The 12,441-nt window shown below is 50.7% G+C and carries 11 protein-coding genes; 8 read left to right on the top strand and 3 right to left on the bottom strand.

Translation table 11 applies throughout. The features are described from left to right. Window positions 1–564: hypothetical protein (locus HOK28_06445; protein MBT6432712.1), on the top strand; the 564-nt coding region annotated here is incomplete at its 5' end. A 108-nt stretch (window positions 565–672) separates the two neighbouring features. After that, on the top strand, window positions 673–1,674 hold the full coding sequence (locus HOK28_06450) for a hypothetical protein (GenBank protein ID MBT6432713.1): 1,002 nt from the start codon (window positions 673–675) through the stop codon (window positions 1,672–1,674). Here the strand turns inward: HOK28_06450 and mtnP are convergent. From mtnP to HOK28_06465, 3 genes are all read right to left on the bottom strand, one after another. Beyond that, window positions 1,662–2,528 (bottom strand): S-methyl-5'-thioadenosine phosphorylase, encoded by an 867-nt coding sequence (gene mtnP, locus HOK28_06455; GenBank protein ID MBT6432714.1) that lies wholly within the window; start codon window positions 2,526–2,528, stop codon window positions 1,662–1,664. The genes HOK28_06450 and mtnP overlap by 13 nt on opposite strands. A gap of 11 nt (window positions 2,529–2,539) precedes the next feature. Beyond that, on the bottom strand, window positions 2,540–3,865 hold the full coding sequence (locus tag HOK28_06460) for a hypothetical protein (protein MBT6432715.1): 1,326 nt from the start codon (window positions 3,863–3,865) through the stop codon (window positions 2,540–2,542). Between the two features lie 70 nt (window positions 3,866–3,935). Further along, window positions 3,936–5,354, bottom strand: a complete 1,419-nt coding sequence (locus HOK28_06465) for a sigma-54-dependent Fis family transcriptional regulator (GenBank protein MBT6432716.1) — start codon at window positions 5,352–5,354, stop codon at window positions 3,936–3,938. Between the two features lie 132 nt (window positions 5,355–5,486). On the opposite strand from HOK28_06465, the gene HOK28_06470 reads away from it, so the two are divergent. The 6 genes from HOK28_06470 to HOK28_06495 form a co-directional block, all read left to right on the top strand. After that, window positions 5,487–6,731, top strand: a complete 1,245-nt coding sequence (locus tag HOK28_06470) for a DnaJ domain-containing protein (GenBank protein ID MBT6432717.1) — start codon at window positions 5,487–5,489, stop codon at window positions 6,729–6,731. Between the two features lie 137 nt (window positions 6,732–6,868). Continuing rightward, window positions 6,869–8,695 carry a molecular chaperone DnaK gene (gene dnaK, locus HOK28_06475; protein MBT6432718.1) on the top strand — a complete coding sequence of 609 codons (1,827 nt, stop codon included), beginning with the start codon at window positions 6,869–6,871 and terminating at the stop codon, window positions 8,693–8,695. A 2-nt stretch (window positions 8,696–8,697) separates the two neighbouring features. After that, on the top strand, window positions 8,698–9,906 hold the full coding sequence (locus HOK28_06480; protein ID MBT6432719.1) for a hypothetical protein: 1,209 nt from the start codon (window positions 8,698–8,700) through the stop codon (window positions 9,904–9,906). A gap of 98 nt (window positions 9,907–10,004) precedes the next feature. Continuing rightward, a complete protein-coding gene (locus tag HOK28_06485) occupies window positions 10,005–10,451 on the top strand; it encodes a hypothetical protein (GenBank protein MBT6432720.1) in 447 nt (148 codons plus the stop codon). Window positions 10,452–10,533: 82 nt separating this feature from the next. Beyond that, window positions 10,534–11,118 carry a hypothetical protein gene (locus HOK28_06490; protein MBT6432721.1) on the top strand — a complete coding sequence of 195 codons (585 nt, stop codon included), beginning with the start codon at window positions 10,534–10,536 and terminating at the stop codon, window positions 11,116–11,118. After that, window positions 11,115–12,441: matrixin family metalloprotease (locus tag HOK28_06495; protein ID MBT6432722.1), on the top strand; the 1,327-nt coding region annotated here is incomplete at its 3' end. The genes HOK28_06490 and HOK28_06495, both read left to right, overlap by 4 nt.

Below are 12,441 nucleotides of genomic sequence, written 5' to 3' on the forward strand. Positions count from 1 at the left end.
AAGGCTGCGGAAAAGGTCGCCCCAGTAACGCCCGCGGTACCTGTGGTGGATGAGGTTCTTGCGAAAGAGACGAGCCCTGCGCCGGAAAAAGTTTCCGCTCCAGCCAAGCCGGTGGTTAAGAAGAAATCGAGCCGATCCAAAAAGGCCAAGAAATCAAAGCCAAGAGTTAAGAAGTCGAAACCAAAACCAGCACCGGGAAAAGCCAGCGGTGGTTCGGGCGACGACATTGATGATGTCTTTAAGAAGGCATCAGGACTCCCTGCCAAATTGCCGATGCCAGAGGTAAGAGCTGCGACGAAGAAAAATACAGCTTCCATCAGTCCTTGTATTCGAAGTGCGATTGATAACCGAGAAGTAACGCCTGGCCGGCATACTCTTGAGCTAAGCTTCGTTATTTTGCCCAATGGACGGGTTCAGAAGTCGCGCATGGCGGGTCCTTACTATCTACAAGGTACAAGCTTGCCGAAATGCTTGACGACAGCAATGCGTAATTGGCGCTACCCTAAGTCCAAAGAAGGCAACCGCGTCGAGAAATTTCCGATTCCTTTTAAATACAATCCATAGAGAATCCGTGTGTTTAACGGTTCTCGCAGTATGCCCGTGGAATACGTGGCTTGAATCATATGCGCTATGATGTCGTCTCTGAGCGTAAGTGATATTGGAGAAAAGAAGATGAGACTCAGCCCAGGCCGGTTGTTGATTGTAGTACTCCTGAGTTGCCTGCTTTTTGCCTGTGCAAAAAAACCATCTCCTACCCCTAAAGTTGTTGGTACACCCACGCCGGTGCCCGAATGGATAAAGAGCTGGACATACAGTGCAGATAAAATCTGTGGCATCGGGATGGCCGGGCCCGGATTTCCAGGTTCTCCTTACCCTGAAGAGCAAGCTCGAAATCGTGCCATAACAAATCTGGCGGGTTCGATTGAGACAGCTGTGCAAGAGGCGATTATTGCAACTCAAAAAGAATCGGGAAGCCGTGTCACAATGAGGCGCCATTTTGAGATTGACCAAGCACTATTAGATGATGTGAATGCAAGAGCTAAGCTGGACTATTGGGTGGATGCCCATGGTGAGGGTCCATTTGCAGGGCCTGGTTTCACATATTCGCGTGCTTGCTTGGATGCGGCGACAGGGTTAACGGATCCCGCTCTGGATAAGCTGGTAGAGCGCGCCTTGGCTACGGGCCAGCAGGGTGCGATGAAAGAGGTTCCAGCCTGGTTAAATTACCAAGGAACTCAACCAGGGGGGCGGCTTTGTGCGGTTGGCTTCTCACAACCTGCTTTCTATGCAGAACAAACTTTTGGCAATGTTGTAGAAAATGTTCGTGGACAGTTGGCGCAAATCATCACCACGCTGGTTTCAGAGTATCAACATGATGCCCAGGGCTCGGTTCAGCTCAACGAGATCATGACGGTTGCCAGCTCCAAGGGTGTGGCTGAAGGCGTGGTTGTGACACATTATTGGTTTGACGCTCATGGAGAAGGTCCCATGTCTCAAAAAGAAGCGACGTATGGTTGGGGATGCGTTTATCCAAACCGAATTCTACAAAGTGCAGTCGAGTCAGCCCAAAGTATTTTACCGCAAGAAGAGCAAGCGGTCTTGGAAGCTGTACGTATAAGAGCTGATTCAGCTTTTAAGGATTTACAAGAAGTAGAGTCGAATCAACCGAGGTAACGTTTAACGAGTGGTGCGAGCTTTTCCTTTGCCGCCTCTGGAATCGCATCAGGGTTGGTAATGATGGCATGCTCAAGAGCATTGTCGCAGGGAGAGGTTGTGTCACTTGGCATTTTAGCCAGCTCAGGGATCAAGTGCTTGAGTACAACTTTAACGTTTGCAGTATTTCGTTTTAAAATCTCTAGAACAGACTCTACGTTGACGTCATCTTCTTCTTCATGCCAGCAATCATAATCTGTAGAGAGTGCAAGCGTTGCATAACGAAGCTCTGCTTCTCGTGCGAGTTTCACCTCAGGGCAAGCTGTCATCCCGATGACGGATACACCCCATTGACGGTACATGTTGGATTCTGCACGTGAGGAAAAGGCTGGGCCTTCCATGCACATGTAGGTACCGTTCTCATGCAAGGTGATTCCTGAAGCACGAACACTTTCTGCAACTTTAGCTTTGAGTACTGGGCATACAGGGTCGGCCATTGATACGTGAGCAACGATGCCATCACCAAAGAAGGTTTGTGTACGGCCTGATGTTCGGTCGATGAATTGGTCGGGTAAAACGAAATGGCCAGGTACAATTTCTTTACGCATCGAGCCAACAGCTGAAACAGATAAAACCCAAGTGGCTCCCATTTGTTTTAATGCATAAATATTGGCCCGATACGGGACTTCTGAGGGCAGATGCTTGTGCCCTCGGCCATGGCGAGGAACAAAGATGAGGTTTGCTCCGCCGAGCTTACCGGTGATGAGCTTATCTGACGTCGGACCAAAAGGCGTATCGATGGTAACTTCTTGAACGTCTTCGAGACCGTCGAGTTCATAGAGTCCGCTGCCACCGATGATTGCTATAGTGCTCATTTGACTTCCTTCTAGAGTAAGAACTGAAGTTTAAAATTCAGCGACCAATAGGTGTGCCCTTGGTCTCTGAACCGATAACCGATTTGGTCGTAGGACTGTTGTGCTGCAGGGTCGCATTTGTCGCCAGGTGAATTACCACACCACCAAGGGTTGAGGTTGTCTAGACCATCGTCTTCATCGACCTCGTTATCACCATTGGCGTCTTCACCAATATTTTCATTCGTCAAGAAATGCTTACTTCGGCTTCCCATTTCGAAACTGCCCACGAGTTTAATGTTCTCCATGGGCTGACCCACAAACGAAATGCGCCCGCCAATTTCCAAAAATTGGTCGGTATAAGTTAACTCTTCCAGTGGATCGGTAAGGAAGGAGTAGTTACGGCCTTCTGAGTGAAAGTTTGCACGCATACCGATATCGACAACAAAGCGCTGACCTTCTTTAAGTTCTTCGAAGGGAACAATTTCTAAACCGGCAGTTAGTTTGGCCTGGTGACTTGGCTTCATGCCAAACTTTGTTCCAGCTTTTACGAGAAGCGGCTCTTCAGCCAAGCTTCTATCTGGAACAGGCATCACGTAGGCAATGCTGAAGTAGGGGTCGAGATAACCTCGGCGATAGAGTTTTGGATCAATTCCAATGAGCCCCAGGTTGGCTACACGTTTGGAGAGCGCAGTTCCGAAAGTAATGTAGTGAACTCCGGTTCCAACTGGTCGCTGAGTGTCTGAGGTGTCTTGGCCTGGGCGGTGAATTTTGGTGGTCCATGGCATGGCCCATTTGAAGAACATGATCCAGTTTGGCTTGGTGTGATCTCGGGCATCGTTAAAGGGTCCGTAGCGCAGTCCTAATTCGAGATTACCAACACCTGAATGTGTGTACTTCGCAGGGATACTGAAAAGAGTATCGTTTGCATTGCCACTATCGGGGTCAACGCTGCTTTGTGTAGCTGTGATTCCGTCGGCGTATTCGAAGGACAGGCTCTGCGCCACAATGATTGGAAGGCGCAGCGTAAACGAGAGATCACGAAAAAGTCCGATTTCGGCATCAATGTTTAATGTGGAGGTACTTTTATTCCACTGGAGTTCTTCAACAGGTTCACAGCCTGATGGGTTATCTTGGCTGCAGTCTGCGGCGACTCCCTCACGGGCGATGATTCCACTTTCGAAGCGTAATTCAAAGCTGGTGGACAGGTACGCATCGAAGAGATCGCTCTTGGTGTAGTCCCCGATTGTGACGGTGTCTACAGCATCGGCGATATCAGTAACTTCAGCTGCGAAGCTTTGGACTGGCGAAATGAGCATAAGGCCAAGAGCAATGCTGACCCAGGTATTTGTATTAAACATCCCAATTCTCCGAATTCGGTGGTGAACCCTTGTGTAGCTAGCGCTCACACGTGGTCTGGTCAAGTCGAGTCTAAGCCTTCGGCTCAGGTTCTCGGAGCCCAAACTCTTTCATTTTATTTTGTAGACCTTTGCGGCTGATCTGTAAGAGGTGAGCCGCTCGAGTTACGTTGCCTCGTGTTTCATGGAGCGCTTTGATGATGAGTTCACGCTCGATTTCGACGGTCGCTTGGCGAACGATGTCTTTCATCGATGTTTGACCGACTTCCATATTGGTCACAGCCGTTTGTTTGGCGCTCTCGGCTACGGTCGGATCGGTTCGACCAGCACTGGTTCCCCGCAGTGTTTCAGGGAGGTCGGAGACTTCGATGCGGTCAGACTCTGTGAAAAGTACGGTGCGTTCCACCACATTTTCGAGCTCGCGAATGTTGCCTGGCCATGCATAACCCGTAAGGACCGCCATGGCTTCCGGACTGATTCCGCTGGTGTTTCGCCCGAGGCGTTCATTGTATTTGTCGATAAAAGCGCTCACGAGCAGAGGTATATCGTCTCGGCGATCGCGCAGTGCGGGGAGCTCAACCGGCACGACATTGAGTCTGTAGTAGAGATCTTCGCGAAAATTACCCTGTGTAATTTCGTAGGGAAGATCGCGGTTTGTAGCGGCGATTAAGCGAAGGTCTACTTTGATTGTGCTCACGCCACCTACACGTTCAAACTCTGATTCTTGGAGTGCTCGCAGCAATTTGACCTGCATGGCGGGCGGTATTTCTCCGATTTCATCAAGAAAGAGGGTTCCGCCGTCAGCGAGCTCAAATCGTCCGGGCTTTGCACCAACTGCGCCGGTAAAAGCGCCTTGCTCATAGCCGAAGAACTCACTCTCCATAAGCTCCTTGGGAATGGCGGCACAGTTGACCTTAATAAAGGGTTCGTCAGCCCGTTCGGATTGGTTATGCAGCGCCGAGGCTACGAGTTCCTTACCGGTTCCTGATTCACCGGTAATCAAAACAGTGGATGGAGTTTTGGCAACTTTGCTAATTAAATCAAAGACTTTCTTCATTCCAGAAGATTGGCCAACGATTTGATATCGGCGGGTTGGGTCGAGCGAGCCCGTTTGTTCGGCCAGCTGGATTTCGCGCAGCGCGCAGGCTTTGCGTACCGCTGACTGAAGCTCAGTTTGGTCAAACGGCTTGGTAATGTAGTCGGCTGCGCCGGCTTTAAGCGCACTTACCGCAGTGTCGACACTGCCGTGGGCTGTAATCACGATCACCGGCAGCGTTGTATCTCGGTGTTTGACCTTTTGAAGCAATTCAAGCCCGGTCATGCCCGGCATTTTGAGGTCTGTAATCAGAACATCAATTTCTCCGCGGTCGACTTCTTTGAGGGCTGATTCACCATCAGGAACCGCCATCGCGTCGTGCCCGTCCTTTTTCAGTAATGCTGTCAGGACCTTACGAAGATTTGCCTCGTCATCTGCGATCAGTACGTTTGCCACTGTTCCACCGTCTTTGTATCGTGTTTTGAAAGGTCTATAAGTCTTTTCTTGCTTCTTGAGTCTGGCCGATATCAGAATTATGTGTGCAATGCGACGGGCAGTAGCAGTTGAAGGTAAAGGAGAGTCTTGGTTGTGAGTGGTGATGATTGGGTAAATCAGGTTCCGGTGCTTAAACCGGGTGTAAATCTTACGCAGATGAAGCTTGAACCGATCGACGGTTATATACTCTCCAGACTCGATGGTGTCTCCAGTGTGGCTATTCTTGCGGATGTGGTGGCGATGCCAGCAGATCAGCTTTTCAGCCGTCTTAATCGACTAAGTGCTCAGGGCGCGATGACTTGGAAAGACGGACCTAGGGCGGCTTCAGCGCCACAGGAAAAGTCAGAAATTGATCTAAGTGCTGATGAACGTACGCAAATTATCTCCGCTGAGAAATTAACAGCGAGTTGTACTTTTTGGGAGCTTTTGGGTGTTGATGGTAATTGCGAACCGGCGTTTTTAAAGCAGCGTTGGTTTGCGGTTTCTAGGCTTTATCATCCAGATAGGTTCTTCGGGCGCGAGCTTGGAGGCTACCAAGATAGACTTGATGTTATTTTTCAAAGGGTCAAAGGCGCCTATGCGACGCTTCAAGACCCTCAGCGCCGGGCAGAGTATGCTCAAAAGCACAGGGCACCAGCTATGGTTCAAGAATCTGTGTTGACCCGTTCGGCCGACGAGATGCGGGCTCTAAGCAACCAACCGAGCCAAGTTGAAGAGAACGAAAAAGCCCATCGCCTCGAAGCAAGGCGCCAGCAAATCCTCACCGACCGTAAGCGAAAGAAAAAGGTCCAAAATACCGAAGATAATCAGGTGTTTGGGCGACAGCTTTATGAGACGGGACTACGTGAACTTCGTGGCGGTAATTCGGAAAAAGCGGCAAAAACCTTCAAGATGGCGGTCACTTATGACCCATCTATGGAAGAATATAAGACGCTGCGAGATGAAGTTTCTCGGCAAGCTGAGACAGATCGTTCACGCCGGCTGGCAGCCCGCGCCGAAGATGAGCTGGATATGGGTTTTGCGGCCACTGCAGCACGTAGATTCGCTGAAGCGGCAGACTTAATGCCCACCATGGGGAGCTACGCCGTACGAGCCTCTCAGGCCTTCATGGCGGCCGGTGATGTGGATATGGCGGCGGAGTATGCTGACCGAGCGGTTGCATCATCGCCCAACAGACAAGAGTTTCGGCTGGCCGCTGCTGCTGCTTTTCAGGCCGCAGGCCAACCCGAGATAGCTCGGGAGCATTTGGTGGCGGTCGCTTCCTTGGACGCAGAGGACGACCGTGCTAAAGAAATGCTACGGGATCTCGATGCCTCAATGTCGCGCAAACGCTCCTAATGAACTGTTTTGTGTAGATTTTTAAAAGGCTGACCGTGTGTCCCGTGGTCTTGTAACTCATGTGTGAAAGCGTGTGGTTTGGATGGTGGCGCAGTCGACAAATTCGTGGGCAGAGCTTGCTCTTAGGTTAGGCCGCAATGTCTGATGTTGTGATTGGTATAGATCTCGGAACGACCAACACGTGTGTGGCCGTAATGGAGACCGGCGGGCCTAGAATCCTTAAGACTCGTGAAGGTCATAATACAATGCCGTCGGTTGTGGCTTTGGTTGAATCGGGCGGCGAATTGGTCGGCCATCTTGCGAAACGACAGGCAGTCACCAACCCTACCAATACCGTTGGCGGGGTTAAGCGTCTCATTGGCCGTCGGTATGAAAGTAAAGAAGTTAAGGAAGCACTGTCGCGCTTGAGCTTTAGTTGTGCAGCCGGACCTAACGGTGATGTACGTGTGATCCTGGGTGAGCAGCAGCTGGCCGTCCCCGAAATCTCTTCGAAAATTTTACTAGAAGCAAAACGAATTGCTGAGAGCGAACTGGGCTATGAAGTCTCTCGCGCAGTGATTACTGTACCTGCCTATTTTAACGATAATCAGCGTCAAGCCACGCGTGATGCGGGTCAGATAGCTGGGCTTGAAGTCCTTCGTATCATCAACGAGCCCACTGCAGCGGCATTGGCGTACGGGTTTAAAAAGGGTTTGAACCAAAAGACAGTGGTCTTCGACTTGGGCGGTGGTACCTTCGATATTTCGATTCTTGAAATCGGACAGGAAGTATTCGAAGTCTTATCCACGGCGGGTGATTCCTTTCTCGGTGGCGAAGATTTTGACGACCGCATCATCGATTGGCTTGCCAAATCTTTTGAAGAAGAAAACGGAATCGACTTGCGTGAAAATAAGATGTCGTTGCAACGACTGCGTGCGGCAGCTGAGCAGGCGAAGATTGAACTGAGTGAGGCCGATTCCTCGGAGATCAACCTTCCGTTTATTCACTCTGCGGCCAACGTGGGTGCGTTGCATGTGCAGCAAGTGATTACTCGCGAGATTTTCCACGACTTAGTTGATGATTTGATTCGCCGAGCGTTGGCGATTTGCCGTGAAACGATGGAGAAGTCAGGACTTAAAGCCAGCGAGCTAGATGCGGTGATTCTTGTGGGTGGAATGACGCGAGTACCAAGGATTACGCAGGCAGTTAGTGACTTTTTTGGATTGCCACCGACCCGTGGTGTCCACGCCGACGAGGCTGTTGCGGCGGGTGCTGCGATTCAGGGTTCTCTATTGGGTGCCGGTGCATCCGAGACGCTGCTCTTGGATGTTACCAGTCACGATTTGGGCATCGGGGTTGCCGGTGGCTTGTTCGACATTGTGATTCCCAGCGATACGACAATTCCAACCAGTGCCACAAAAGAGTTTACGACTGCCCGTGACGGACAAACCCAGGTGCGCATTCTGGTGATGCAGGGCCGTTCGACACGAGGCGACCAAAACGAGCTGCTGGGTGAGTTTTTACTGGATGGCTTACGAGAGGCGGGCCGGGGTGAACTGAAGATCGATATTAAGTTTGAGATCAGTGCCGATGGCATGGTGAGTGTGTCGGCCCGAGACCAGGAAACCGGACAGTCACAGAACCTCACGGTTACGGCATCGAGTGGTCTTACGGATGAAGAAATCCGAGATATGGTTGATAGAACCAAGCAGAATCTTTTGGCCGCGGTGGAGACGGATGCCGTGCAAAGTCACCGGGCTAAGGTGGAAGAACATTTTCACATGGTGAAAGCGCGGCTCGCCGGTCTTGAGGAGCGCGGGATTGGCGACTTGGTAGGAGCAGAACCTGTCGAAAAGACCCATGAGGCTCTTAACAGATGCCGCGATGTTATCGACAGCGGTGACACTTCACGAATGGACGAAACGGAACGTGCCTTGAATCGAATTGATAGTTTTCTTGAACAAATGGATGCGCGGGTAAATTGAGTATGAGTGAAGCTGGTGAAAATCCAAAGCTCAGCCAAGCTGTCGAGCTTTTCTCAATTGGAGAAGTAACCAGTGCTGTACGGCTGTTGCTTGAGGCGCTGATTTCTTATCCTGGCGACCCAGCAGTCTTAAGTCATTTACGATACCTCGAGAAACTTTCACCTGATAGCCTCGCTCAAGTTGAGAGTGAGTTGGGAATGAGTGTAGAGCATGTGATGAGCCGGGCCCGTGACCCTATTGAGGTCACGGTGGGAGGACACGATTATATTTACTACGGACTACCTCCTCATTTACGCGAAGATGCTGCGGTTGAGGAAGAACTCGAAGATGATGGCTTTGAGGTAGATATCGGTGAGCCCACAATGGAGACAACGCGCCCTGTGTTGTCTGAGGTTACTCAGCCTATGGTTCCAATGCCCAAGCTCGCTGACAGCTGGGACATCGATACCGCTCCTTTTTCAGCGCTTGATATCCCAGTGAGCACCGACTCTTTTATCGAACCTGAGTTACCTGAAGATGAACCTACGGCGGATACAGACGCTACTGATCTTTCTGCCCTGATTATTGATGCGACCGATACTGAGGATTTCAATAACGCCGGGGGCGATGCAACGACGAGTGAGTTCAAAACGCAGGACCTACCTCCGCTGGACCCTACGAATCCGGGGATGTCCCCGATGGTACTGGCTCCTGACCCACCTTCAGACATGCTGGATGGTTGGGGAGCCGCTGAGCCCGAAGAAGAAGACGACCTTTCCAATACAGGCATTACGCTGATCGAAGCAGTCTCAGAGACCGGTGAATATGTTATCGGCGACGAAGCTGGAATGAGGCTTAGAGCTCTGGAAACAAGGTTGAAGCAGTTTTTGGAACTGGACGACCTAACCGATGCTTTGGAAGTGGTAGAGCAGATTCTTGAACTTGAGCCCGAGCACGGTTTAGCGCTTGAAGCACGGGCTACGTGCGGTGAAAAACTGGTCAAGATGTATGAATCTAAAGTTGGTGGTGACTTGGGAGCAACACCCGTTGTTTTGTTACCGCCGGATCAGTTGGTTTGGCAGGACTTAGACCACCGCGCAGGCTTCATCCTATCGCAGGTTGATGGTGCATCACGGTATCAAGATATCCTTCTCATTTCGGGAATGGACCGACTTGATACAATGCGTATTCTTGCTCAGCTTGTCCAAGATGGCGTTATTGGAACGCCCTGAAAGGACACCGTAGTTTGTACCGTTGTATATTGTATTTTGGTTTATTCTGTTTCGCCTGGACACAAAGCGCTTGTAAAGAAAACTTGGCAGATCTGCCGGTGAGTAAGAGTTTGAGCCTTGAATGGGGTGACGAGGATTTCAGCGTCTCTGAACCGCTCCTCCAAATCCCGTTGAAGAAAACGAAGGTTACGAAAAAGAAGAAGAAATATGAGCTGAGTATCGTTACCAAAAACGGTGATTTCTCAGGCTGGGTCATTGCAGCTGAACTAAAAGCAAAGCTTAAAGTGAAGAAGGGTCAAGTCGTTGGTTTTAAGAAAAAAGGAGCCAAGTGCCGCTTTCGACATCTCTCTGAGGGAATGCCTGCTATGGTGAAGTTTAAGCTGATTCGCAAAGAGTCTGAGATTATCGGCAAAGTAGGGGAATCTCTGGCCTTCAAACTTCTGTGTCGCAAAACGAAAAAGCGTGACGCTGATGGCAAGGTCTATGCAGAGGGGATTCCTTCGGAGGTTTGGTTGACCGGCTCGGTCAAGCCCAAATGGCTCTAAGGCTGATATCTAAAACAGGTTTTTGAAGTACGTGGTGCGGCAAGACGTTTGACATTATTTGAAGAAGCTAGAGGTTAAACACATGATGGGCATGATTCGGGCACTCACTATTTCACTTGTTGTTTTTATCCCCGCTTTGGCCGGCGCAGCCGTTGTTCAAGTTGAAAGTGAAGCCCAGCTAATTCAGCGAAGCGATGCGGTCGTTATGGGAACCATTATCGGAGTCAATACCGCGATTCAGCCAAGAGGCGGTGTCATCACCACGGCGCAGTTGCGCGTGTTTCGAGCGCTGCGTGGAGTAGGGCCTGGAGAGGTCATCTCCATTGTGGTGCCTGGCGGTGTGCTTAAAAACGGCCTTACCTCGATGGTCGCAGGAGCGCCGACTCCTCGGGTCGGAGATTGGGCATTGGTCTTACTTGAGAAGAAATCTAATCTCTGGACCCCGCAAGGTTTGTCGTTAGGGTGGATTGAATTGAAGGGCAGCCCTGAGAGCGGCTTCCTCGCTTTTCGGGAACTTGATGGGCTTAGTCTTGTGGGCGGTGCAGGGCAGTCAGTGAGTAAAGAGATTTTTCGGCTCAGAGCCATCGAACTCGATGTTTTGTGGAAACGTATGGAAACCGAGATGAACCCTCTCGCGCTGCCTCAAGCAGGGGAGGTTAACCAATGAGAAAGTTGGCCTTGATTTCTACTCTTCTATTGGGACTGCCGGCCTATGCGGCGGGTACCGCTAACGCGCCCATTGGATGTGATAGCAGTGAAACCTATTACCCGTTGGGTTACTTTTGGTCAGCAACTCCGCCGATTAATGACAACCCTGTGATTCTCCATCAGAGTGCAGGTGAGCCGAATACGGGTGGTGGCGCTCAGATTACAGCTTCCGACGCCGCATCTGCAGTTCAGCGTGGTTTTGATGCTTGGGGAGCTGCGGCTTGTGGGTCCGGCTCTGCGAATCTTTTGATTGAACAAGCTGAGGTACTTTATGGCGGGGGCGACCGAGGCGATGTGTGGTCTGATAATGGACCCATCTCCACTCAGAACACGGTCGTGTGGGACAGTTCCGAAACGAATGTTGCATTGAGTTCTTCGACTGTCGCTTACACTGAGGTTTTGTTTTTTAATACGACTGGGCTCGCGGTCGATGGTGACCTGATGTTCAATGGTCACGACTACGCTTTTCGAGTGGATGCATCATCGAGTTCGACCGGCTGCGATTCGGTCAATGCAAATTGCTACGACATCGAAAGCGTTGCTTTACATGAGGCAGGTCATTTTGTTGGCTTTGGCCACGTGGAATGCACGGACTCCATCATGTTTTCTACGGGCAGCGGTAACTCTGGGGATCACGAGTTATCATCTCATGAGCTGGCAGGCGTTTGTGACCTCTACCCCTTACGGGATGCGGGAAGTGAGCGCGCCGCCGGTGAACAATGTACGTCCGATGCACAGTGCTTAAGTGGTTTTAGCTGCATCCGGCCGGCAGGTAATCTTAGTTACGGCTCTTGCTCCAAAGACTGTTCTTCGCAAAATGGCTGTCCCAGCGGATTTCTTTGTGTCACTGAGACAGTGAATAACCCTGCGGTGGAAAGCTCGTTTTGCCGCCCCGGTTACGGCGAGTCTGCTACCCCTGTTGATATTTGTGAGCCTTGTTCCTCTGGCGAAGATTGTAATTCCGGTTTTTGTTTATCAGATGGGGTGAGTTCTTTTTGTTCCGAGGTTTGTCAGTCTAATGATGATTGCGAAACAAATTTTACTTGTATGGCCACGGATGCCGGAACCGGTGGGTGCTTTCCATTAGATTCAGACAATTGTGGGGATGACCCCCGCGCGGGCCTGAACGAGGTTTGCTTTATTCCAAATGGGGCGGCAAGCGGAGAGGATTATTTCAACGCATGCAAACCCGATCTGATCTGTTTTGGTTTCCAGCCACTTTGCGGGAGTATCACGGGTGCTTGTGTTTTGGTCTGTGATGCCAACCACCCTTGCCCAGAGG

The sequence above is a fragment of the Deltaproteobacteria bacterium genome (genome assembly GCA_018668695.1).
GTDB lineage: Bacteria > Myxococcota > XYA12-FULL-58-9 > XYA12-FULL-58-9 > JABJBS01 > JABJBS01.

Coding starts and splice junctions, on each gene's coding strand:
- HOK28_06450 (MBT6432713.1), top strand. CDS start 673: ATGAGACTCAGCCCAGGCCGGTTGTTGATTGTAGTACTCCTGAGTTGC.
- mtnP (MBT6432714.1), bottom strand. CDS start 2,528: ATGAGCACTATAGCAATCATCGGTGGCAGCGGACTCTATGAACTCGAC.
- HOK28_06460 (MBT6432715.1), bottom strand. CDS start 3,865: ATGTTTAATACAAATACCTGGGTCAGCATTGCTCTTGGCCTTATGCTC.
- dnaK (MBT6432718.1), top strand. CDS start 6,869: ATGTCTGATGTTGTGATTGGTATAGATCTCGGAACGACCAACACGTGT.
- HOK28_06480 (MBT6432719.1), top strand. CDS start 8,698: ATGAGTGAAGCTGGTGAAAATCCAAAGCTCAGCCAAGCTGTCGAGCTT.
- HOK28_06490 (MBT6432721.1), top strand. CDS start 10,534: ATGATGGGCATGATTCGGGCACTCACTATTTCACTTGTTGTTTTTATC.